The sequence below is a fragment of the Bacillus sp. FSL R5-0431 genome (genome assembly GCF_038002985.1).
In the GTDB taxonomy this organism is placed as follows: domain Bacteria; phylum Bacillota; class Bacilli; order Bacillales; family Bacillaceae; genus Bacillus.
The window spans coordinates 2792346-2815184 of sequence record NZ_JBBOOG010000001.1 but is presented as its reverse complement, the minus strand read 5'-3'; the positions used below and the strand labels follow the sequence as shown (position 1 = coordinate 2815184).

21 protein-coding genes are annotated in these 22839 nt (G+C 41.7%); 4 read left to right on the top strand and 17 right to left on the bottom strand.

Annotation, left to right across the window (positions count from 1 at the left end):
- Nucleotides 1-5 precede the first annotated feature (5 nt).
- Genes MKZ03_RS14560 through MKZ03_RS14545 form a run of 4 tightly spaced genes read right to left on the bottom strand, consistent with a single transcriptional unit; the run spans nt 6 to nt 4651 of the window.
- Complete coding sequence (locus MKZ03_RS14560) at nt 6-1484, bottom strand: Na+/H+ antiporter subunit D (RefSeq protein WP_034659818.1); 1479 nt, start codon at nt 1482-1484, stop codon at nt 6-8.
- Nucleotides 1477-1818 carry a Na(+)/H(+) antiporter subunit C gene (locus MKZ03_RS14555; protein ID WP_003213576.1) on the bottom strand — a complete coding sequence of 114 codons (342 nt, stop codon included), beginning with the start codon at nt 1816-1818 and terminating at the stop codon, nt 1477-1479. Before MKZ03_RS14555 ends, MKZ03_RS14560 begins: the two co-directional genes overlap by 8 nt.
- The gene (locus MKZ03_RS14550) at nt 1818-2249 is read right to left on the bottom strand and encodes a Na(+)/H(+) antiporter subunit B (protein ID WP_034317176.1); all 432 of its coding nucleotides are present in this window, start codon (nt 2247-2249) and stop codon (nt 1818-1820) included. Before MKZ03_RS14550 ends, MKZ03_RS14555 begins: the two co-directional genes overlap by 1 nt.
- On the bottom strand, nt 2246-4651 hold the full coding sequence (locus MKZ03_RS14545) for a Na+/H+ antiporter subunit A (protein WP_341032227.1): 2406 nt from the start codon (nt 4649-4651) through the stop codon (nt 2246-2248). The genes MKZ03_RS14550 and MKZ03_RS14545 overlap by 4 nt, the downstream gene beginning before the upstream one ends.
- A gap of 219 nt (nt 4652-4870) precedes the next feature.
- On the opposite strand from MKZ03_RS14545, the gene MKZ03_RS14540 reads away from it, so the two are divergent.
- On the top strand, nt 4871-5080 hold the full coding sequence (locus MKZ03_RS14540; protein ID WP_334750395.1) for a hypothetical protein: 210 nt from the start codon (nt 4871-4873) through the stop codon (nt 5078-5080).
- A 72-nt stretch (nt 5081-5152) separates the two neighbouring features.
- Here the strand turns inward: MKZ03_RS14540 and MKZ03_RS14535 are convergent, their stop codons facing one another.
- The 7 genes from MKZ03_RS14535 to malK all read right to left on the bottom strand — a co-directional run bounded on the left by MKZ03_RS14535 (nt 5153) and on the right by malK (nt 14138).
- Nucleotides 5153-6490 carry a 2-hydroxycarboxylate transporter family protein gene (locus tag MKZ03_RS14535; protein ID WP_003213451.1) on the bottom strand — a complete coding sequence of 446 codons (1338 nt, stop codon included), beginning with the start codon at nt 6488-6490 and terminating at the stop codon, nt 5153-5155.
- Between the two features lie 175 nt (nt 6491-6665).
- Nucleotides 6666-7625, bottom strand: coding sequence for an ABC transporter permease (locus MKZ03_RS14530; RefSeq protein WP_060597207.1), 960 nt, complete (start codon nt 7623-7625; stop codon nt 6666-6668).
- Nucleotides 7626-8672, bottom strand: a complete 1047-nt coding sequence (locus MKZ03_RS14525) for an ABC transporter permease (protein WP_003212654.1) — start codon at nt 8670-8672, stop codon at nt 7626-7628. It lies immediately after the preceding gene.
- The gene (locus MKZ03_RS14520; RefSeq protein WP_034659811.1) at nt 8665-10200 is read right to left on the bottom strand and encodes an ABC transporter ATP-binding protein; all 1536 of its coding nucleotides are present in this window, start codon (nt 10198-10200) and stop codon (nt 8665-8667) included. The genes MKZ03_RS14525 and MKZ03_RS14520 overlap by 8 nt, the downstream gene beginning before the upstream one ends.
- Before the next feature lie 159 nt (nt 10201-10359).
- Complete coding sequence (locus tag MKZ03_RS14515; protein WP_341032225.1) at nt 10360-11442, bottom strand: BMP family lipoprotein; 1083 nt, start codon at nt 11440-11442, stop codon at nt 10360-10362.
- Between the two features lie 394 nt (nt 11443-11836).
- Nucleotides 11837-12544, bottom strand: a complete 708-nt coding sequence (locus tag MKZ03_RS14510; protein ID WP_034659808.1) for a response regulator — start codon at nt 12542-12544, stop codon at nt 11837-11839.
- Entirely contained in the window at nt 12537-14138 is a 1602-nt protein-coding gene (malK, locus tag MKZ03_RS14505; RefSeq protein WP_341032223.1) for a malate sensor histidine kinase MalK, read from the bottom strand. The genes MKZ03_RS14510 and malK overlap by 8 nt, the downstream gene beginning before the upstream one ends.
- 185 nt (nt 14139-14323) lie before the next feature.
- On the opposite strand from malK, the gene MKZ03_RS14500 reads away from it, so the two are divergent.
- Nucleotides 14324-14881 carry a YufK family protein gene (locus tag MKZ03_RS14500; protein ID WP_034659805.1) on the top strand — a complete coding sequence of 186 codons (558 nt, stop codon included), beginning with the start codon at nt 14324-14326 and terminating at the stop codon, nt 14879-14881.
- Between the two features lie 243 nt (nt 14882-15124).
- On the opposite strand, the gene MKZ03_RS14495 is transcribed toward MKZ03_RS14500, so the two are convergent.
- The 3 genes from MKZ03_RS14495 to MKZ03_RS14485 form a co-directional block, all read right to left on the bottom strand.
- On the bottom strand, nt 15125-15535 hold the full coding sequence (locus tag MKZ03_RS14495; RefSeq protein WP_282066927.1) for a thiol-disulfide oxidoreductase DCC family protein: 411 nt from the start codon (nt 15533-15535) through the stop codon (nt 15125-15127).
- An 18-nt stretch (nt 15536-15553) separates the two neighbouring features.
- Nucleotides 15554-17455: a transglycosylase domain-containing protein gene (locus MKZ03_RS14490; protein WP_341032220.1), complete on the bottom strand. Its 1902-nt coding sequence runs from the start codon at nt 17453-17455 to the stop codon at nt 15554-15556.
- A 108-nt stretch (nt 17456-17563) separates the two neighbouring features.
- Nucleotides 17564-18742, bottom strand: a complete 1179-nt coding sequence (locus MKZ03_RS14485) for an MFS transporter (protein ID WP_249117089.1) — start codon at nt 18740-18742, stop codon at nt 17564-17566.
- A gap of 217 nt (nt 18743-18959) precedes the next feature.
- Between MKZ03_RS14485 and kapD the strand changes: the two genes are divergently transcribed.
- A complete protein-coding gene (gene kapD, locus MKZ03_RS14480; RefSeq protein WP_095285843.1) occupies nt 18960-19577 on the top strand; it encodes a 3'-5' exonuclease KapD in 618 nt (205 codons plus the stop codon).
- On the opposite strand, the gene MKZ03_RS14475 is transcribed toward kapD, so the two are convergent.
- Nucleotides 19574-19966, bottom strand: coding sequence for a kinase-associated lipoprotein B (locus tag MKZ03_RS14475; RefSeq protein ID WP_034659797.1), 393 nt, complete (start codon nt 19964-19966; stop codon nt 19574-19576). The genes kapD and MKZ03_RS14475 overlap by 4 nt on opposite strands.
- 90 nt (nt 19967-20056) lie before the next feature.
- Between MKZ03_RS14475 and MKZ03_RS14470 the strand changes: the two genes are divergently transcribed.
- Nucleotides 20057-20236, top strand: a complete 180-nt coding sequence (locus MKZ03_RS14470; RefSeq protein WP_034659795.1) for a hypothetical protein — start codon at nt 20057-20059, stop codon at nt 20234-20236.
- Here the strand turns inward: MKZ03_RS14470 and MKZ03_RS14465 are convergent, their stop codons facing one another.
- On the bottom strand, nt 20237-21529 hold the full coding sequence (locus MKZ03_RS14465) for an ATP-binding protein (protein ID WP_307500171.1): 1293 nt from the start codon (nt 21527-21529) through the stop codon (nt 20237-20239).
- Between the two features lie 133 nt (nt 21530-21662).
- Nucleotides 21663-22838: a MalY/PatB family protein gene (locus tag MKZ03_RS14460; RefSeq protein ID WP_334750393.1), complete on the bottom strand. Its 1176-nt coding sequence runs from the start codon at nt 22836-22838 to the stop codon at nt 21663-21665.
- Between the last annotated feature and the right edge of the window lies 1 nt (nt 22839).

Below are 22839 nucleotides of genomic sequence, written 5' to 3'. Positions count from 1 at the left end.
TTCATCTACTCCTTCAGCACAGCTTGAATATATTTTTCTGGTGTTGATAGCATTTCCGCTGCTTGATTGATATAAGGGGCAATGAACTCTGTCCCTAACCCAATGGCAAGCGACAAGATCACAAGCAGTACGCCAGGGTACACCATTCCTTTAATCGACGGTTTCCTTCTTCGCATATCTTGTTCCTCGCCCCAAAATGCGAGCATGAAGATTCTCATAATCGAATAAAGGACAAGAAGGCTGGACAGTAAGACAAGGATAGAAAAGGTCATGTGTCCAGCAGAAAAACCACCTTCTACAATCTTTAGCTTTCCAACAAAACCACTCAGCGGCGGAATTCCTGCCAGTGATAAAGCCGAAATGAAAAACATCCACCCTAGTAAAGGCTGAGATTGAATCAGCCCGCCCATCTTTTTCAAGTGGTTTGTGCCAGCGTACACGAAGAGTGCACCTGCCAGCATAAATAAAGCGCCTTTAATCACCATGTCATGAATGAGATAATAAATGGCCCCTTGGAGTGAGGCAGGTGTATTGGCTGCAATCCCAAACAAAATGACCCCCACGGCTGTGACAATGTTATAGATCACGATCTTTTGCACATCAGAATAAGCAATAGAGCCAATCACACCGAATATCACTGTTAGAGCGGCAAACCAAGCCATGAGTGTATGTGTAAACCCTGTATCATGTATAAAAATTAACGTAAAGACTCTGGCAATCGCATATAAGCCAACCTTTGTCAGCAGTGCGCCAAATAGAGCAGAAATAGCCGCTGGCGGTGCATGATATGATCCTGGCAGCCAGAAATAAAGCGGGAAGATCCCAGCTTTTAAGCCAAATACAATGAGGAACAGAATGGAAATGACAGTGATTAATCCTGTTTGCCCTGATTCAGCGATCTTCACACTTAAATCAGCCATATTCAGTGTACCAGTGACTGCATATAAACAAGCGACACCGACGATAAATAAAGCCGATGAGATGATGTTAAACACAATGTATTTGAGTGATTCACGAAGCTGAGGCTTTGAACCGCCTAACACAATGAGCATGTAAGACGCCATTAGCAGTAACTCAAAAAATACAAACAGGTTGAAAATATCGCCTGTTAAAAAGGCCCCACTTACGCCAGCTAACAAAAACTGCACGCCAGAGTAATAGAACAGCCGCTCCTTTTCCTTCCCAATCGTTTGAAAGGAGAAAAGAACTGTCACTAGCCCAACGACGGAAGCGGTCAGCACAAGGAGCGCAGCAAACTGATCGGCCACAAGGGCAATCCCAAATGGTGCTTTCCAGCCTCCTAAATAGAGGGTTTGAATCCCATTTGTAAAAATGGTTTGGACTAAATACACATTACAGACAATGGCTGAGAGCGAAGCAAACACACTAAAGCCTCTTGACAGCATGATGTTCTTATTCATAAAGATCAATAGTGTAGCAGCTAATAATGGAATTAAAATAGGCAGGATCACGAGATTATTCATGCTGATCATTTCCTCTCATTTGATCCATGTCATCTGTTCGCAGCTCTTGGAAGGCACGGAAGGCCATGACAAGTAAAAAGGATGTCACACCAAAAGCAATGACAATGGCTGTTAAAATTAATGCTTGTGGTAATGGATCTACATAGGATGTGAGCCCCTCTTTTAAAATAGGAGGAGCTCCTTTTTTTAAGCCGCCCATTGTTAAAAGAAGCAAATGGACGCCGTGACTCAAAACAGCAGTACCGACGATGACCCGCAGAAGGCTTTTTGAAAGCATTAAATAGGTCGCCGCCATAAAAATTATACCGACGATAATAGACATTAGAAATTCCATTATTCCTTCTCTCCAATCGTTTGAATAATGGTCATGGTGACACCGACAACAACCAAATACACACCGATATCAAACAGTACGGCTGTCGCCAGTTCTGTTTTCCCTAAAAACGGCAGTTGGAAATAATCAAATGCATGGGATAGAAAAGGTGCACCGAATAGAAATGATCCCATACCCGTCAGGATCGCGACGAGCAGCCCGGTCGCTGCAACATAAATAAAGTTAAAGGGCAGAATACGTCTCACTGTTTTCAGATCATAGGCTAAAAGCAGAAGAACGACAGCCCCAGCACTCATCAGGCCGCCAATGAACCCCCCGCCAGGATTGTTATGTCCCGCAAGAAATAAGTGAAGGGAAAAAAGCAGGATGATGAATGCTGTGATTTTTGTTGTGACTTGTAAGAGCATATCATTCGTATCAATCTTCCTCATCGCCGCACGCCTCTCTTCCGTTTTCCTTGTGCCTTTAATAATCCATAAATACCGAGTGCCGCAATGGCAAGTACGGTAATTTCAAAGAGTGTATCAAAGCCCCTGAAATCAACAAGGATGACATTGACAATGTTGTCTCCGCCTGCAAGCTTGTAGCTGTTTTCAATAAAGTAAGACGCAATCGTATCAAGTGACTGATTGCTTGTTGAAGCGAAAGCAAGGCATGTCACAATGACACCAACACCTACTGAAATAATGAGATTGGTCATTTTAAATTTCCTTGTTTTTTGCTTCATGCTCAGCTTTGGCAAGTGATAGAAGCAAAGTAAAAACAGTGCCACAGAAATTGTTTCAATAATTAACTGGGTGAGGGCAAGGTCAGGTGCCCTGAAAATAACAAAAAATAGTGACAGCGTATACCCCATGACACCTAGCCCGATAATGGCTGTTAAGCGAGAACGAGCAAACACAGTCGTGAGGGTTGCTGCTATCATCACTAATGACAGAATGACCTCGTACGTGCCGATTGGAGCAGCATGTTCCATATTAAATGAGAAGGCATTCTGATAAAACATGACACTCCCAAGCACGATAATCATGAACCCAAACACATAGACAAGGTAATCACGAAGGAAACCGGTCATATAACTGTTCGTCAGGCGATAGGAGCCTTTTTCTAAGCCGATCAGTGAACGGTCATATAAGGAGTTAAATGACCATTTCTCCTTAAATATGTTGTACATTGGACGCCATTTCGACAACGTCAAATATCCGATAATCCCTAAAGCTACAACACCTATTGTCATATAAAGCTCTGGCTGAAAGCCGTGCCATGCTTCAATTTTGACAACAAACCGTTTTCCTGGATCAATCGCATCGGGAATAATGGCTGCAATCGCAGGTTCAATGACAGAATAAGCTAGAATATTTGGGAAGAAGAAAAAGGTGACCACAAGTGCAGCAAGGATAATTGGCGGGATGAGCATACCAATCGGTGCTTCATGCGGCTTTTTTTCTAATTGATCTAACTGAAGATTGCCTCTAAATGTTTTAAAGAGAAGCATCATACTGTAAATGAACGTAAAGACACTAGCGAGCCAAGCAATCGCTGGGAAAATAGCGCCCCATGTTGAAATGTCAGTAAAGCTGATCTCAGAAATGCGCAGCATACTTGTGAAAAACAGCTCTTTACTTAAGAAGCCGTTAAATGGCGGGAGTCCAGCCATTGAGAATGTACCGATTAACGTAATCGTAAAGGTAATCGGCATGATGGTCATTAAACCGCCTAATTTCCGAATGTCACGAGTGCCTGTTTCGTGATCGATAATACCTGCTGCCATAAAGAGACTGCCTTTAAACGTAGCATGGTTAATGAGGTGAAAAATAGCAGCAAGAACGGCTGCGCCAAAAAAGGCAGGATTGTTTTCATGAATCGCAGCTGCTCCTACACCCAGCATAAGCATAATCATCCCGAGCTGACTAACGGTAGAAAAGGCAAGAATGGCTTTTAAATCGTTTTGACGAACGGCGTGGAATGATCCCCAAAATAATGTCACAAGTCCAACGATGGATATGGTCCAAAACCACACCTCTGAAATAGCAAAGATTGGACTGAAGCGGGCAACAAGATAAATACCAGCTTTCACCATCGTAGCAGAATGCAGATAACTGCTCACAGGGGTAGGTGCTTCCATTGCATCAGGCAGCCAGATATAAAATGGGAACTGCGCTGATTTCGTAAAGGCACCAAGTAAGATCAGAATCATGGCAGGGATAAAGTAAGGTGATGCCATAATGAGCTGAAGCTGATTGACTGCTTCACGAATACTAAATGAATCAGTAATCAAATAGAGGAGGATAAAACCACCGAGCATAGCTAATCCGCCAAAAACGGTAATCAGCAGTGATTTGGTTGCTCCATATCTAGAGCGTTCCCGCTTATACCAATACCCAATTAAGAGGAAGGAAGAAATACTCGTCAGCTCCCAAAACAAGTAAAGAACCACCATGTTGTCAGATAGAACGACACCGAGCATAGCGGTCATAAACATTAACAAATACGTATAAAAAGAGCCGAGTTGTTCTTTTTCCTTCGATAAGTAGAAAATACTGTACAAGACGACAAGTGCGCCAATACCTGTAATCAATAGCGCAAATAACAAACTAAGACCGTCTACATACACAGTGAAATTCATTCCTAGAGAAGGAATCCATTCGACCTGTGAAAATAACGTTCGTCCATTTGATGTCATCGTAATCATCTGGACAAAATAGCTAAATAATAGAATAGGCAGGATAAGAACAAACCACCCTGTATGTATACGCTTTACGTATTTAAAAAGAAAAGGCACAACAAACGCAAGCAAAAAAGGCGATAGGATGGCGAAGTGAATAAGCTGCAAGAAAATAAACCTCCTTCAATCAATATAAATTCACGTTCTAAAGAACTGGTAAATAAAATTATAGCGTAAATACAGACATAGTGCATTGGTTTGAACTGATTTACAGTAAACTGTATTTGTTTTGAGTTCTTTTGACCACAAAAAATATTTTATCAAAAATGAAACTCATTGTATATTGTTTTGTATTTCGTACATGCTTTTCTTAAAGGAGCTGATTACATGAAACTAAAAGCGGGCATCAGCTTAAGCATATTCTGCACGATTTTAGGAGGAGCATTCTTCATAGAACGAAATGATCAAAAAAGGTGGCAGGCGGAAAGTGAATGGCCGTTGTTTTCAGAACATCTTCTCTATATGACCTATCAAGAGGCAAGACAATATCCATTCCAGCCCAGAGAATATATACGCGTGATCTCTGCCGAAGAATAAAACCCTTATAGGAGAAAAGAAATATAAAAAAAGCATGTGCCCGTAATAGAGCCCATGCTTTTTATTGTTTGATTAAGTAAACATTCTAAGTAAGATTGTTGCGCAGATCACAGTTGCTGCTCCGCCAAGACGTGTAGATACTTGTGCGAAAGGCATCAGACCCATTCTTCCAGAAGCTGAAAGGATCGCAACGTCACCAGTACCGCCAAGTCCGCTGTGACAGCCTGTCACAATCGCAGATTCTACTGGGTACATGTTCATCAATTTCCCAACGAAGTAACCTGAACCAACCATTCCAAGAACGACAGCGATACATACACAAACAAATGGAATAGAAATCACTGTTGCAACATCATCAAGTGGAATGTATAGAATCCCTAGACCGACCATAAGCGGCCATGTAAAGCTTCTTGATACAAACTTGTAGAACTGCTGTGAGCCATCTTGCAGATGCTGAGGCATCACGTTTAAGTATTTGATTAAAGCGGCAAGAACAATCATTAAGATTGGACCTGGAATATGAACAAAGCTTTCTAACAAACCACCAAAAATGAACGTTGTACAAGCAACGAGTACACCAGCACCCATTAACCCGAAATCAACTTTTGGATCCATATCAGGCTGTTCAAAAATTTCATTTGCCTCTTTTGATTTTACAAGACGGCCATTCCCGTTTAGTTCAGGACGTTTTTCACCAAGCTTCTTCATTGCGCCAGCACAGATAATGGCAATGACGTTCCCAATGACGGCAGCAGGAATTAATTGAGAAATTAATGACTCTGCTGATACACCAAGAATTTGTGAATAAGCAATAGATAATGGCAAAATTCCTTCACCAACACCACCGGCAATAATCGGAACAATAATAAAGAAGAACGAATGATGCGGTGTGTAACCAACTAAAAGACCAACAAGAATTCCAGCAGTCACAGCTGCAATTGTACCTGCAACAAGAGGAACAAACATACGAATAAGGCCTTGTACTAAAACAGTTCGCTGCATCCCAAGAATACTACCTACTACAAGAGCAGAAATATAGAAGTAAAGGAAGTTCGACGTTTTCATAAGAGACGTAACCGCTTCCAACGAGTTCGGATTCAGAACATGAAAAAAGACCAGGAACGATGGTACGAATAAAGAAAGAATCGCTGGTCCACCAATATCTTTTAAGATCGGAATACGTTGTCCTATATCTCCAAGGAAAATCCCCAAAATCATAATAACAGCGAAACCACCAAGCATATTTGCTGGAATTTTATTAAAATAAGCGGCAGTTAAAATAATCGCTGCAAGTACTAAATACACAGGTAAGTCAATAACACCAATTTTCCAAGACATGATCTTACGGAAAACGCTTTTATTATTGTCAGAATCGTCTGTAATCGATTTCAATTGTTGTGTATTAGCCACATAAACACCCCCAAATGCTATTTGACTCAATTGTAGAAGATTCTGTGACACTCATCTATTTATTAAACTAAATTAAGTGTAATAAAAGTAAAATAAACAGGAGTTTTTATGTTTTTATCATACAAAAATCCCCTGAAGGTAGTTTGTCCTTCAGAGGATTGAACATACATCGTATTTATCGTTTTCCTTTTAAATAAGGGGTCCCAAGTGCTTTCGGTGCATCTGCCCGGCCGATGAAGCCAGTGAGTGCTAGGATGGTAAGCACATATGGTGCAATGAGCATATACACGTTCGGTATATCTTGGAAGAGCGGCAGGAGAGAGCCAATGATGCTTAAACTTTGAGCAAATCCAAAGAATAAAGCAGCGCCCATTGCGCCGAATGGGTGCCATTTACCGAAGACAAGCGCAGCTAGTGCGATGAAGCCTTGTCCAGTAATGGTAGCATGTGAGAAATCAAGTGCGATGGTCGACGCATAAACAGCTCCGCCAAGACCACCAAACAGTCCACTAATAAAGACGCCGATATAGCGCATCCGGTACACTTTGATTCCCATTGTATCAGCAGCCATTGGATGTTCTCCGACTGCACGAAGACGAAGACCAAACGGCATTTTAAATAAAACAAACCAAGCAACAACCGCAAGCGCTAATGCCAGTATGGACGTATAATAAACATCTTTAAAGAATATATCGCCAATTATCGGAATGTCACTTAAAAGGGGAATATCACCTTTATAGAAAGGCTCTGTAATTTTATCTGTTTGTGCTTTCCCGTAAATGAGTTTCACGACAAACAGCGTAGCGCCAAGTGCCAGCATGTTAATGGCAACACCACTGACCGTTTGATCTGCCCGGAATGTAATGGTTGCAACTGCATGAATCAAAGAGAACAATCCGCCGATTGCCATTCCGACGAGGAGCCCAAGCCACGGGGTCAACGCCCCAAACGTATCAGCATAAAATAAGTTAAAGATAATACTAGAAAATGCTCCGACGACCATCAAACCTTCAAGACCGATATTCACAACACCTGATCTTTCTGAAAAGACGCCTCCAAGAGCGGTTAAAATAAGTGGTGCAGCATAGACAAGTGTTGCTGGGACGATGATTTCAAGAATTTGCAGAAATCCCACTTATTTTCCCCCCTTTTTCTTCATTTGGTTCATCACAAGACGGATAATATAGCTTGAGGCGACGAAAAGAATAATGATCGCTATGACAATATCAACGACCTCAGTCGGTACGCCAGATTCAAGCGGCATATTTAAAGCACCGACCTTCAATCCACCAAGCAGCAGTGCAGCAAGAACAACACCAACAGCAGTATTTCCACCTAATAAAGCGACGGCGATTCCATCAAAACCTACACCGGTAAAAGAGCCTTTAATTGAAGCATATTCAAATGTACCAAGACCTTCCATTGCGCCTGCAAGACCTGCAAAAGCACCTGAAATGAGCATCGCATAAATGATATTGCGGCGAACGTTCATACCGGCATAATGGGAGGCCTGCTGGTTCATTCCAACAGCCCGCAATTCAAAGCCTTTAGAGGTTTTTTGAATAATGACCCACATCACGACCGCAGCAATAATGGCAACAAAAATACCATTATGCATCCGGGAGAAATCGGTGATTTGTTCAAAGAAACCAGAGCGAAGCGAGGCAGTGGCATCGATTTTTTCTGTTTTATCTTTATTATTTGTTAAGACATTTGAGATCAGATAATTTGTAACATGAAGGGCAATGTAGTTCATCATGATCGTGACAATCACTTCATGAACATAAAAACGAGCCTTTAAAAACCCAGGAATAAAGCCCCATAATGCACCAGCAGCAGCTGCGGTGATGAGTGCAAGCGGCAGATGGATATACATAGGTGCATGGACAGTTGTACCGATCCATACAGCAGCTACCCAGCCAATCAGCATTTGACCTTCTACACCGATATTAAAGAGACCAGTCCGAAATGCAAAAGCAACAGCAAGTCCTGATAAAATGTAAGGTGTAACTTGTCTGATGGTTTCTCCCATATAATAGGTTTCACCGAAGACGCCATTCCAAAGGGCGCCATAGCCTTCGATGACACTATAACCGCTTGCCAGCATAATAATGGCCCCAACAAAAAGACCAAGTACAATGGCTATAAGCGGAATTAGCAGATTTGTTAAGCGATTAGACATTTGCTTCGTTCCCCACTTCCTGTTGCGTACTTCCAGCCATTAATAGACCAAGCTCTTGCTCTGTTGTTTCTTTTGGATCAACGATGGCAATAATGCTGCCTTCGAAAATAACAGCGATCTTATCACTGACATTGATAATTTCATCAAGCTCAAAGGAGATGAGCAGGACGGCTTTCCCTGAGTCCCTTTGCTCAATCAGACGCTTATGAACAAATTCAATTGCACCAACATCAAGTCCTCGTGTCGGCTGAGCGGCAATTAATAAATCAGGATTGCGGTCAACTTCTCGGCCAATAATGGCTTTTTGCTGGTTCCCGCCTGACAGGGCGCGTGCCTCTGTATATTCACTCGGTGTTCTTACGTCATACTCCGCAATGATTCGTTTTGCTTTTTGGTAAATATTTTTCATATTCATCAAGCCAAATTTTGAGTATGGGCGCTGATAATACGTTTGTAAGGAAATATTTTCTCCAATTGAAAAATCAAGCACCAGTCCGTGTTTATGACGGTCTTGAGGAATATGTCCAATTCCAGATTCGGTCACCTTCCGAGGCGGAAGGTTTTGAATGGCTTTCCCGTTTAGCATGATCGTGCCAGACTCTGATTTTTTTAGACCAGTAATGGCTTCAATTAATTCAGATTGACCATTGCCATCTACTCCAGCAATTCCGACAATTTCGCCAGCCTTCACTGAGAGGTTGAGATGTTTGACTGCCTCAATTCCTCGCGCGTCTTTTACCGTAAGGTCTTGAATTTGAAGCACTTCCTCAGCAGGGGAGGCGTCTTTTTTGTCTGTTTTAAATGAAACTTCACGACCGACCATGAGGCTCGCAAGTTCATCTTTATTTGTGCTTTCCACATCAAGTGTACGAATGCCTTGGCCTTTTCGGATAATGGTCACACGGTGACAGGCATCCATAATTTCTTTCAGCTTATGGGTAATTAAAATAATGGATTTGCCTTCATTGATTAAGTTTTTCATAATTTGTATGAGTTCTTTGATTTCTTGAGGTGTTAAGACGGCTGTTGGTTCGTCGAAGATCAAAATGTCAGCGCCGCGGTAAAGTGTTTTTAAGATTTCTGCACGCTGCTGCATGCCGACAGAGATGTCAGATACTTTTGCGGCAGGGTCTATTTTTAAACCATAGCGGTCAGAAAGCTCTTGTACTTGCTGTATGGCTTGTTCTTTGTCGATCTTTCCAAACTTCTTAGGCTCTTTTCCTAAGATGATGTTTTCAGCGACGGTGAATGTATCGACAAGCATAAAGTGTTGATGCACCATACCGATGCCTAAATCACTTGCATCATTTGGGCTAGAAATGGTTACAGGTTTTCCGTGAACCTTGATTTCACCTTTTTCAGGCTGGTAAAGACCGAAAAGCACGTTCATAAGCGTTGATTTTCCAGCGCCGTTTTCACCAAGCAGCGCATGAATTTCGCCCTTTTTCAGCTGCAGCGTAATGTTGTCGTTTGCTACAATGCCAGGGAATTCTTTGCGTATATTCAACATTTCAATGACATAATCCACAGGTTTAACCGCTCCTTTTTTAGGGTGCTGATGAAGATAAAAACTAGCAAAAGAAAAGCTGCAAAACGAGGCTGCAGCTTTTCTTTTACCACCTTTTACGAATAAAGAGGAGGTAAAGGAGAGGCAAGGGGATAAGCCGCGCTTATCCCGATGCTCAAATTAAGCTTTAAAATCTTTTAGTTCATCACGTGTTGCAGGGATTTTGACTTCACCCTTGATGATTTTTTGTTTCCATTCTTCTACTTTCTTCAATACATCTTTGTCAAGGTTGTCCTGAGATGGAGAAATGTCAACAGCGCCTTCTTTCAGACCGTATGTGATCACTTCGCCGCCAGGGAATTTACCTTCTTTTGCTTTCGTCGTTAAGTCTTGTACCGCTGTGTCTACTTTCTTAATCATAGAAGTAAGAGTGACACTTTGTTTTGTTCCAGATACTTTTCCTTCGTCATACTGGTCTTTATCTACACCAATAACCCAAACTTTACGGTTAGGATCAGCTTTTTTCAGGTTTTTTGCTTCTGTGAAGACACCAGTTCCAGTACCGCCAGCTGCGTGATAAATGATGTCGACGCCAGATTTGTACATGCTTTCAGCTGTTGCTTTACCGATGTCTGCTTTATCGAATGCACCAGCATATTTCACTTCCACTTTTCCTTTCGGGTTAGCTGCTTCAACGCCTGCGCGGAATCCAACTTCGAATTTTCTGATTAATTCAGAGTCAACGCCGCCAACAAAACCGATTTTGTTCGATTTTGTAGAAAGAGCAGCCGCAACACCTACAAGGAATGATCCTTCATTTTCGTTAAACATAATGCTGGCTACGTTGTCTTTTTTCACAACTGCATCAACAATACCAAAGTGATTATTTTTACGTTGATCTGCGATTTCACTAATAGAATCTTGCATTAAGAAACCAATTCCATAAATCAGGTCGAATTTCTCACGAGCAAGTGTGTTTAAGTTCGTTGTATAGTCAGCGTCTGATTTAGATTGTAAGTAATCAAAGCCGTTTTTACCTTTTTTTAAATTGTTGTCTTTCCCAAAAGCTTGTAAACCTTCCCAAGCTGATTGGTTAAACGATTTGTCATCGACACCACCGACATCAGTTACCATTGCAACAGTGAATTGATCTTTATCTTTTTTGCTTTCACCGCTGTTTGAGCCAGAGTTGCCGCATGCTCCAAGGATGGTTCCTGCTGCTACGACTAAGGACAATGCTAGTCCAATTTTGCGCTTCTTCAAAACATAACCCCCTATAAAATTTAAAAGTTTCAGAAAAGTCTCGCGAAAAAAGACCGTTCTACCTCTTCTCACCCTTCTGAATAGGGTATTTTATCCTGCTTTCTCCTGAAACTTATGGAGGGCAGGAGAGAAGATGTAAGACATCAGACTTATATCTCGTTGAACTAATCAATCATAATTTATCATTTCCAATCGAATAAATAAATAGAAATTTGTTTTATTTTTAAAAAAATGTTAAAAGGCTAAATTCGATGTCTTTTTATCTGCTGAAATATGATATAATGCCGCTTTTGTGATGTGCTCTACTACAGTGGAACCGCTGATATCAAGGGGTTTGTGACATCGTGTGCCATAAAAAAACATCTGGCCTCTGTAAAAGGTCAGATGTGTCAAATTATAGATATTGCTGAATCAAATTCATATTTGTTGTACTGAGTTTATATTGGAAAACAGGACGTCCAATTGTCCCGTATGCCATTTCGACATCAACTACTTCGATGTCCTCAAGGAATTTCAAGTATTTTCTAATGGAGACTTGAGAGATTTCTGTATGATTCGCTAGGTCTTCGGTCGTGAAAGCTTGATGACCGAATGATTGAATACTTGTCCAGATGAGTTTGAGTGTGCTTTTGGTCAGGCCTTTTGGCAGAAGGACTTTTTCTGTCTCTGCTTTTTTATGAAAGAGCTTCGCATCTAAATCATTTTGCGAGATGCTGTTCATCGTTTGGTACAAGGCGTGTTTACGTTTATACTCTGAGAGCGCTGATTGGAAACGTTCAAACTCAAATGGCTTGATTAAATAATCAACAGCCCCGTTTCGCATCGTTTGCTGGATCACGTCGACTTCATTGGCAGCTGAAATGACAATGACATCAACAGAATGATTTTGTTTGCGTATTTCTGATAATAGGACCAGTCCATTTTGTCCAGGCATATAAATATCGAGCAGTACAAGGTGAATGGCTTCTGTTTTTAAGATGTCCAGTGCCTGCTGAAAAGAGGTGGCAATCCCTTTTAATTCAAAACCGTCGATTTGGGTCAAGTAGCGTTTGTTCAGCTCCCCAACCATTGGGTCGTCTTCTACTATTAACACATTAATCATGTGAATCCTCCTTTTGTTTATACGGAATGCGGAGACTAAAGGTCGTTCCTTCTCCTTTTTCACTCGTGACAATCAGGTGTCCGTTCAATTTTTTGATGCTTTGGTCCACAAAGTAGAGACCGAATCCTCTGTCTTCTCCTTTAGTTGAAAAGCCTTGATCAAACATGATGTCTTGTTCGTCTTTTGTGAGACCAACACCTGTGTCCGTAATCTCAATATGAAGCTGCTCCTGGACGTATCGGAATGAGATTGAGATGTTTTTTGTCTCAGTATGAGAAACAGCATCGAGTGCGTTATTTAACAGGTTGCCAATCACGGTAATGAGATCATGCGTCACTGCTGGGTCCTCTGAATTTGGGACTTGTGTGCTGCATATGACTTCTAAGGTCGCGCCTTGTTCCCTGATGTAGCTTTGTTTTCCTAGTAAAAATCCTGCTAAAACAGAGTTTTTCACATGGTTGATGATTTCATTTGTTTCCGTTTGCTGATATATCGCAATATCTTTGATATAGGTGCCAAGGTCATCGTAGTTTTTGAGCTGAACCAGTCCTAAAATAACATGAAGCTTGTTCATAAATTCATGTGACTGGGCACGGAGGGCATTTGCATACATTTTGACTCCGCTCAGCTGCTCAGCCAAGTGTTTGACTTCTGTTTTGTCACGGAAGGTGGCGATTGCCCCGACAATCTCGCCTTTTACCGTAATCGGGACCTCGTTAAAGACAAGCTCCAGTCCGTTCATTCTCACGTCGCGGTCAAGCAGCGGCTTGCGTGTTTCAATGACTTGCTTTAAACCGCTTGAAGGGAGGAGAGCCTGAACATCTTGTTCTCTAGGGTCAACCATAATGCCCATATTATGAAAGAGCCGTTTGGCTTCAGCATTGGCTAGCTTGATTTTACCGTGCTGATCGACCGCAAGAATCCCTTCTTTTGTTGATTCTAGCATGGCGCTTCGTTCTTTTAATAATGTAGCGATCTCATCTGGCTCTAGTCCAAACATAATCTTCTTCACTTTTCGTGCCACAATGAGTGCTCCGATGATACCAGAAAGAAGACTGAGCGATATGACGAAGTAGAGCGGAAGTAAGCTTTGATGAATAATCAAGTCAATTTCCTTTAACGTAATCCCTACTGCCACAGCCCCGAGCTGCTTTCCATCTTGATCATAAACAGGAACAAAAGCACGCATGGATCTGCCAAGTGTTCCAGAAGCCGTACTAATATGTTCTTTACCCTGTAATGCTGGTTTTTCATCACCGCCAGCAAACCGCTTCCCGATCTTCTGCGGATTTGGATGGGTTTTTCGAATACCGTTCATATCCATCACGACAACGAATTCGGTTTTGGTGATTCGCTGAACACTTGTTGTATATTGACGAAGTACTGAATATGATCGATTTTCTTCTAATGATTTCGCTGTGATCGGAGCCTCTGCGACCATTTTGGCAGTGGAGAGGGCGATGTCACGTTCCTGCTGATGAATGTTCTTAGCTGTTTCCGACCAGATCGTAAAGAATGTGATACAAAGGGAGATCAGGACAACGATACAAACAAAAATCGTCAGCCGTGTTTGCAGTCTTAATGTTTTTTTCACGAGTATACCCCTAACGCACGATTTTTTCGTAATAGTAATACTTTAACGGGAAAATGTAAGTTTGTGAAGGATTGTACGTGCAAAATCACAAATTTGATTTTGCTGCCAGTTTACTTTGAAAGCATCTTGTCAATCCGTTTTAAGTGAGCCATAATAAATGTGAGCTTATGAGAAAGGATCTATTTATGAAAAATACATATTTGACTGGATATTTTCCGCTGATTTCGATTTTACTATTCAGCTCTGCTTTTTCGATTTTCACAGTAGGGATCACGACTGATTTCTTGACTCAAGCAGGTATTTTAAAAGGAATGCTGGAATTTTTCTCGGAACAGGGCATCCGGCTTGCTCTTTTTGCTGCTTTTGCACTTGTTTATTTTATGATTTTATCTGCCTTGAAACTGATTGCAGATACGGTGTTAGAGCTGGCACTACTCTTTTTCGCGAAAGATCCTGAAGGGGAGAACTTAAAGAAAATTCGGATTGCATCCGTTGTTTATTTATTTGCCAGCTTGCTTGCATTTCTGTTGACGCAGCAGCTGATTCTGCTTGTCGGACTGTTTGTTTTAGCAAGTCTTGTCTATTTTATCTGGGTTGTGGTTCGCATTTATCAATCGCTTTCCATGCTGAATTTAATTGGATTTATGATGTTTATTCTTCTGTTTTGGGCAACGTTTTTAATCGGCATTTTGTACTTATTTATTAAGCTTTATAACAGTGTTATGGCGAGTCTGCCTTCTTAAACAGACAAAGAAAGCATCCTCCACCATCGGAGGATGCTCAGCGTGTAGACAAACCCTCGCATTCGGTGTCAGGGCTGCGTTCCGGTGCTCACGAATGTTCAATTCGCTCCGCTCCGGTACTCGTCCTTCCTAGACTGCAAAGGTTTTCAGGTCACGCTGAAAAGAAGACAAAGGGCTAAAATAAAAATCATTTTAGCCCTTTGTCAACAATGTGAGCATCCTCCAACATCGGAGGATGCTTTTTTATGAAAGAAACCGTTTTTGAATATCGGGTGTAGGCATCATACAAGATGTTTTTTGACCGAACCATTTGTAACGATTTTTCGCCATCCGCTCATAAAACCAATCACGGATAGGGCGGGGAATGGCAAGGAGTAAATAACTCCATTTGTAGATCCCTTTTAAATGCCGCGTGGCTTTTAAGATGCCTGTCGACTTCGTATAAAGGGTGCCTTTTTCAATATAAATGAATGAATTGAACTCATCTAAAGGCAAACCGTTTTCTTTTAAAATGCGCTGCCCTGTATCTGATTGTAATGAAGCAAACATCATTCGCTCATCTGGATCACGCTTAATCACAAACTGAACAGCGCCGCTGCACACGTTGCAGACACCGTCAAATAAAATTAAATGGGGTGGATGTGTTGAATGCATCGCAATCAAACCTCCTGTTTATCTGGCGTATTGCATCGTATTTTTCCAAATACGTAAGTGCGGGCTTGAGCTGTAAATTGATTCAACCGTTCCTCTATCTCTTCCAACCCATACACCCATTGTATATTGATCTGTCAGTCCAACAAACCAAATGTCTTTGTAGTCATTGGATGTCCCTGTTTTACCACCAATGTAAGGGGAACTGAAATTCGCTTTTTTCCCTGTTCCGCTTTTTACAACGGAGGCAAGCAGTTTACGCATGGTGTCATTTGTCCGCTGAGAATACACTTGCTTCGGTGACTCTTTCCACTTGTAAAGGGTCTTACCGTTTAAGTCTGTTACCTTTGTGATCGAATGATTTTGCGTGTAAGCTCCTTGATTACCAAAGACGGTATACGCATCTGTTATTTCTAGCGGTGAGAAGCCCTTCGTAAATCCGCCAAGTGCAGAAGGAAGGCGATAATCATCCGCTACGATATGCTCGAATGAGAATTTCTCTAAATAGCTGAAGCCTTTTTTGACACCGACTGTATCCAGCATTCGGATCGCAGGTGTATTGTAAGAGTTCTTAAAGGCTGTTTCAAGTGTGACGGTTCCATACGTTTTATGATTATAGTTCTGCGGACAGTATCCGCTGCTGCAAAACTTGCCGGCACTGATTTTGCTTGAAGCTGTTGCACCGGTTTGGTCGATGTAAGGACCATAGTCTAAAAGCGGCTTAATTGCAGAACCAGGCTGTCTTTGCGCTTGATAGGCGTAGTTGAAATCAAACTTCTTATAGTTTTTTCCGCCAGCAAGTGCGACAATTTGATGCGTTTCATGATTAATGACCGCTGATCCGCCTTCTACACCTTGGTAAGGGAGTTGCGCATTGAGCTGATAGACGGCTCGTTGCTGTAAGGAAGGATCAAGTGCCGTATAAATTTTGACACCATCCTGAAGCAGGGCACTAACTTTTTCAGATAATTCTTTTTGAATGGCTTTTTTTGCTCCATCTGTTTTGGCTTTCTTCAAGCGGTTTGTAAAGCCTTCCTGATCTGACACAAGATCGGTGAATTCCTCATTGGTATATGTCACATAGTCAGGATAAAGGTTTTTCTTTTCACTTAAGGACAGGCTGATTTTTTCTTTGACGGCTTTTTTGTATTGCTTTTTGGTGATGACGCCGTCTTTCTTTAAAATACCAAGCAGTCGTTCTTGGCGTTTCTTCGTGTGCTTGAATTGTTTCAATGGGTCATACAGTGTTGGGTTGTTTGGAATCGCAGAGATAAATGCCATCTGTGCAAGCGTTAAAGAACTAAGCGGCTTATCAAAATAGTAATTAGCCGCAGAACCGACACCGTAAACACCATTACTGAAATAAATCGTATTTAAATAGCTTTCGAGAATTTCATCTTTCGAGAATTTCCGCTCTAATTCATAGGAATAGAGAAGCTCTGTAAACTTTCGGGTGAACGAACGTTCATGGCTTAAATATAAGTTACGGGATAACTGCTGTGTGATCGTACTCGCTCCTTGGCTGATGCCATGGTTTTTGACATTTGAGGCAAGGGCACGAACAACCCCCATAAAGTCAATGCCTTTATGGTCATAAAAGTTCCGGTCCTCTGAGCGGAGGAACAGCTCCTTCACAGAATCAGGAATTTTATCATACGTCACGAACACTCGGTTTTCATCGTTTGATACGATCTCAGAGATGAGAGAACCATCCCGATCATACATATAACTGTTTTGGGAAAAATCTATCTTTTCCAGCTTGATTTTTTGATCAAGCACTTCGTTAACAGGCTTGACACTTGCAGCTTCTTCCTTTGATAGATAAAAAGTCAGAACAAATAATGGAATGAGGGCAGCAAGTAATAACCAACCAATGATTGCACGAAACATGAGGTCACTCACTTTCTTCAATTTTCTAGCCATATCGTACCATTCTTTTGCGAATACGAGAAGGTTATTTTTAGAAAAGAATGGGCGTGAAGTCTAGTGAATAAGGCTTCTACACATGAAAAAAGAGTACCTGATGCTGGATCAGACACTCCTTTCTTTTGTCTTCCCATGCGAGCGGACCGCCCATAAAAATAACGCGCCAAACAGAAAAATTCCGGCGGTGACATAAAAGACAGCTGGAATCCCGTAATGACTCGCCACAATGCCGCCAATCACCGGACCGACGACATTCCCAAGAAAGCGGAAGCTGACATTGTATCCGAGCACTTCCCCTTGCATAGAGGCAGGTGCTTTGATCCGAATATACGCTGTCGTACACGGAATAATCCCGCCAAGTGCCATCCCATATAGAAAACGGAAAAGTACTAACATCACATAGGAATCCGCCATCGCTTGCGGGATGAATAAAATAGAGGAGAGGATGAGAAGGGCAAGCAGCACCTTGTCGTGACCAATTCGATCTCCGAGATCTCCCCATTTTCTTGTAAAGAGCAAATTGCCAAGTCCAGTTGCAGAGAACGCAAGACCCGCATAAAATGCGAGATTAACAGGACCGTGTAAATCATGAATGTATAAAGCCAAAAGTGGCTGAATGCTAAAGTTCCCTACTTGTGTAATAAACGTTAAAAGCATCGTGACCACAAGCAAAGGCTGTTTGAAAATATGAACGAGTACATCCTTCCGTGAGTAAGAAACGCGCTTTGCTTCTTTTGAACGGATGGGCTGTTCTTTCACTCCGAAAATAATCACAATAGCTGACACATAAATGACAGTCGCTGTGAGGAAAAACGTATAAATAAATCCGACGCTGTCTGCCATGAATCCGCCCATTAATGGACCAAACAACCCCCCGGCAACATTACTCATCTGCATCGTTCCAAGGGTTTTACCTGCAGTTGCCTTTTCCGTCTGTGCAGAGATCAGTGCCATTGAAGTCGAGATAAAGCCTGTGACAAGCCCCATGAAGAGCCGCAGTGCGAATAGCTGATAAACGGTTTGCACAAGCCCCATTAATAGAATACTTGTTGCAATCCCAATTCCGTTAATGAGTAAAATCTTTTTATAGCCATGACGGTCACCAATCCGTCCCCAAATCGGAGAAATCAGAAAGGCCGTTAAAAACGTGACCCCAAAGACATAGCCGCTCCACCTTTGGACAAATTCATTTGAATAGCTGCTATCAAGAGATTCTATGTAAAGTGATAAAAAAGGGACGATCATTGTAATGCTGGCAGATACAAAAAAGTTCACAAACCACATGATGTACAAGTTTTTCTTCCTGTTTGTGATAGAGACCACCTTCTTTATTTATTTCGTGTTCCTTAATAATTATAAAGGAAAATAAACGATCTTTCATCTGATGATAGGTTGGGCATAGTGAATCTGCATTATTTTCAAGAAAATGAAGTGATTTCAAGGTCCGTCTTAATATAATGATATCAGGATGAAAAACTGACGAGAAAGTGAGGTGAGACTGGTGGAACAGAAGGCGGTGCTTGTGGTCGATTTTGAATTTACGATGCCTGATGGAAAGTATCATCCACAAAATTTTTTTCCTGAAATTATTGAAGCTGGGGTAGTGAAAGCGGCAAGTGAAACGATTATAGACACGTTCTCTAGCTACGTCAAACCGAAAAAGTTCCCGAAGCTGACGAAGCGCTGTAAATCGTTCCTCGGCATTACGCAGCAGGATGTAGAGAGCGGAATTTCCTTTGAGGCGTTTATCGAGAAGCTCGTGTCGCTTGATGGGGGAGAGGATTGTGAGATTATTACATGGGGCAATATGGACATGAAGGTGCTGAAGCAAAACTGTATGCTGAATCACATTGCCTTTCCTTTTAAGGGGAAGCTGAGGGACCTTGCCTTTGAGTATAAAACCTTTTTTGGTGATCGTACACTGACAGGGCTTCGCAAAGCGGCAAAGGAATACGGCAGTGAAGGAGCTGGTAAGCATCATAAAGCACTTGATGATGCTATGACGACTTATCAGCTGCTAACCCTTTTTGAAAAAGACAGAGCCTATGTGGAAAATCCGCAAACAACCAAAATTGGTGAGCTGATCGATTTCTCACACTTTTTTGATTCGGCTGATTAGCGGGCGTCTTCTGGAAAATAATCTTTTTCGAGAGAAGATAGGCACGCTCTTGATTTTTCAGCCCATTTGGAATCATCCGCATGGAGCGTTTGTTTTAATTTATCTACAGCTTCTTTTAGTGATACTTGATAATCTGGTATACCGCCATCATAAGGCTTCACCATATGATGAGGGATATTCGTCTGTTCACGATAGGCCAAAGCCCGTCTCTCTTGGAAAAAAGGCACGTCTGCTTCTTTTGGGTGATGCAGGTCGCCTTGAGTGGGATGTGTCAGAACGGCTTTTACTTGAACGAGATAGGTCGATGGTTTCACTGCTGTCACTTCCCCAACGTAAACACCTGTTTTGTAAAATCCTTTCACAACTTGTCCAATTTGAATGTCTGTCATGTGAAATTCCTCCATTTCCTTCTCGCAGGAAGGTATTTCATTTCTTTTAGCCAATATAGTGAAGTAAACGAGCAAAAGGGGGAATGGCGAATGCTGTCGTTCATCGCACTCTTTCTACTGTATTTTCCTGAAGATAAAAGGGAGTACATCCCAGCGGCAATCACCACGGTGATTTTCTTCATTGCTGCTTTTATTTGCTTTCGTCTGATCGTTCGTGCGTCTAAGAAGCAGGAGCGGATAGATGAAAAAAGGACAAAAAAAATGGATTGATCATTTTCTTCTTGTATCTTCAGGAAACTTCACGGTGACGGTTGTACCAGACTGCAGCGAGCTTTTGAAACGAATGGTTCCATGGTGATTTTCAATGATAGAAAATGTCACTGTCAGCCCAAGTCCAGTCCCTTTATTTTTCAGGGTGTAATATGGTTCGCCAAGCTTTTTCATTTGGCTTTCTGTCATTCCTACACCGTTATCCACGAAACAAAGGCATATTTTATGATTTTCTTTTGAAGCAAAAAGTTCAATTTCCCCTTCGTGTTCTGGGGCTGCTTCAATCGCATTTTTGATTAAATTAATCATGACTTGCTTGATCTTCGTTTCATCACCTTGAATGTATAAGTCTGGTTCAATGGATTGATGAATCGTGACTGATTTGAAATTCGCATAGGATGTCATCAGTGATGCACATTCCTCTAGTAACTTAGATAGATTGAGAGATTCAATTTGATAATAGTTTTGTTTCGCAATGTCAAGATAACTCGTGATAATATCCTGCGCCCGGTCTAACTCGGACAGAACGAGATTTTTATAATCTTTATTGGTTGACGGCTCTTTTGTATTGTCACTAGAAAAGAGCAATTGGATAAAGCCTCTCACCACTGTCAGCGGATTGCGTACTTCATGGGCAACGCTTGCAGCGAGTTCACTTACAATGGTCAGTTTTTCTGAGTGGACGAGCTGTGTTCTCATTTGCGCATTTTCTTTGACGAATTCAATGGAATAGATACTTAGCACAAGAAAGAATATGTAGTAAAGGGTTGAGAAAAATAACTCCAGTAACTTTTGCTGCATAATAAAGGCTGGGCTGTATTCCATTAAGCTGACCGCGAACAGTCCAATGTAAATAAAGAATCCTTTGGATAAACCGATAAGCACTCCATACATCAGCTTTTTCAGCTTCGAATATTGACGCCATTTCCGGTAGAACAGAAATGGGATGAAAAAGTAAATCGGAACAACAATGAGTCCAACCCATAAGAAGGAGCCATACATTACGAATTTGACCATGGAACTTATCAAGATGGCGACGATCCCAGCAGTGTACCCTCCGTATAAAATGGCAAGTACAAGAGGGATGGATTGAAGCCCAGTCTGCAAATCTAAAATCGAACCAACTGGATATATAATACATAGTGCTGAAGAGATGGATGCGAATACTGTGATGAGCAGTTTATTCGTTTTTGGGAAATGAGCAGGGGTCCGGCTTAGCCATAGCGCATGATATAAAAAGATTGGAAATAGAATAAAAGATACATGGAGCAGAAAATCCTTGAACATTTCCATTTAAATGCTCTCCTCGTAAATAATTGTAATTCCTCTCATTATATCATCTCATGTACAAAGTAGATATGATAAAAGGAGGGTTTTTTTCTTTAAAAAGAACACCCGTTAGGATGTTCTTTCGATCGTATAGGGCTTATTCAGATGATTGCGTGAACGCTTGATGAAGGCGTTTCAATCCTTCTATGACTGTTGAAGCAGGACAGCCGAGATTCATCCGAATAAAGCCGTCTCCTTCGTGTCCGTACACGTGACCAAGCTCTAGGATCACTTTGCCCTTTTTCAGCAGATTCCGTTTCAATTCCGCTTGACTGAATTGATAATCCCGAATGTCCAGCCACAATAAATAAGAAGCATCTGGTTTCATATAACGCATATTTGGAAGGTGTTCGTCAATATAGTCCATCGCCATTTTTATATTGTTTTCGAGATAAAGAACAAGTGCATCGAGCCACTCATCCCCGTGGCGGTATGCTGCTTCCATCGCAGGAATCGCAAATGCATTCAGTTTGGCCAGTCCGTTTCTTTGCAATTCATTGGTGAAAAGGGTTCTTTTTTCTTCATCGGAAATGATAATGGCAGATGCTTGGAGGCCAGCTAAATTAAATGTTTTACTTGGTGCAATACACGTCACTGTGATATGTGCTATGTCGTCAGAAAGACTAGCAAATGGCACATGCGGCTTTCCGTATAGCATCAAATCAGAATGAATCTCATCTGAAACGACTGTGACACCATGCTTGACACATAAGTCTCCTACTCGTTTTAATTCCTCTTTTGACCACGCTCTTCCGGACGGATTATGCGGATGACAAAGGAACATGAGCTTCGCTTCTGGTCTGCTCAGTTTTTTCTCTAAATCATCAAAATCCATAAGATAGCGGTGGTTTTCTATTTTTAAAGGGTTGGTTGAGACTGTACGTCCATTTCGCTCAATCATTTGATAAAAAGGCGTATACACTGGTGACTGTATGACCACTTCGTCATTCGGTGCTGTAAAGGCTTGGACAGCAAAACTAAGTGCCGTGACAATCCCTGGTGTGAAGGTGACGGCTTCTGTCTGAATCGACCACCCGTGTCTTCTTTTGAGCCATTCGGCTACTGCCTGCTGCGTATCCTGGTCTTGAAAGGCATAGCCAAATACGCCATGATCCAATCGCTCTTTCAATGCATCAAGGACGACCTGCGGCGCTTTAAAATCCATATCTGCCACCCACATCGGCAGTGCATCTGTTGTCAGGAACAAAGACTCTGCTTGGTCCCATTTCACTGATTTTGAACCTTTACGTATGATCTGTTCGTCGAAATTCATG

Bases quoted from the DNA above. Each gene is read 5' to 3' on its own strand.
- MKZ03_RS14560 (WP_034659818.1), bottom strand. From the start codon at position 1,484: ATGAATAATCTCGTGATCCTGCCTATTTTAATTCCATTATTAGCTGCT.
- MKZ03_RS14555 (WP_003213576.1), bottom strand. From the start codon at position 1,818: ATGGAATTTCTAATGTCTATTATCGTCGGTATAATTTTTATGGCGGCG.
- MKZ03_RS14550 (WP_034317176.1), bottom strand. From the start codon at position 2,249: ATGAGGAAGATTGATACGAATGATATGCTCTTACAAGTCACAACAAAA.
- MKZ03_RS14540 (WP_334750395.1), top strand. From the start codon at position 4,871: ATGAAACTAAAAGCGGGCATCAGCTTAAGCATATTCTGCACGATTTTA.
- MKZ03_RS14525 (WP_003212654.1), bottom strand. From the start codon at position 8,672: ATGTCTAATCGCTTAACAAATCTGCTAATTCCGCTTATAGCCATTGTA.
- MKZ03_RS14510 (WP_034659808.1), bottom strand. From the start codon at position 12,544: ATGATTAATGTGTTAATAGTAGAAGACGACCCAATGGTTGGGGAGCTG.
- MKZ03_RS14500 (WP_034659805.1), top strand. From the start codon at position 14,324: ATGAAAAATACATATTTGACTGGATATTTTCCGCTGATTTCGATTTTA.
- MKZ03_RS14495 (WP_282066927.1), bottom strand. From the start codon at position 15,535: ATGCATTCAACACATCCACCCCATTTAATTTTATTTGACGGTGTCTGC.
- MKZ03_RS14490 (WP_341032220.1), bottom strand. From the start codon at position 17,455: ATGGCTAGAAAATTGAAGAAAGTGAGTGACCTCATGTTTCGTGCAATC.
- MKZ03_RS14485 (WP_249117089.1), bottom strand. From the start codon at position 18,742: ATGTGGTTTGTGAACTTTTTTGTATCTGCCAGCATTACAATGATCGTC.
- MKZ03_RS14475 (WP_034659797.1), bottom strand. From the start codon at position 19,966: ATGACAGACATTCAAATTGGACAAGTTGTGAAAGGATTTTACAAAACA.
- MKZ03_RS14470 (WP_034659795.1), top strand. From the start codon at position 20,057: ATGCTGTCGTTCATCGCACTCTTTCTACTGTATTTTCCTGAAGATAAA.
- MKZ03_RS14465 (WP_307500171.1), bottom strand. From the start codon at position 21,529: ATGGAAATGTTCAAGGATTTTCTGCTCCATGTATCTTTTATTCTATTT.
- MKZ03_RS14460 (WP_334750393.1), bottom strand. From the start codon at position 22,838: ATGAATTTCGACGAACAGATCATACGTAAAGGTTCAAAATCAGTGAAA.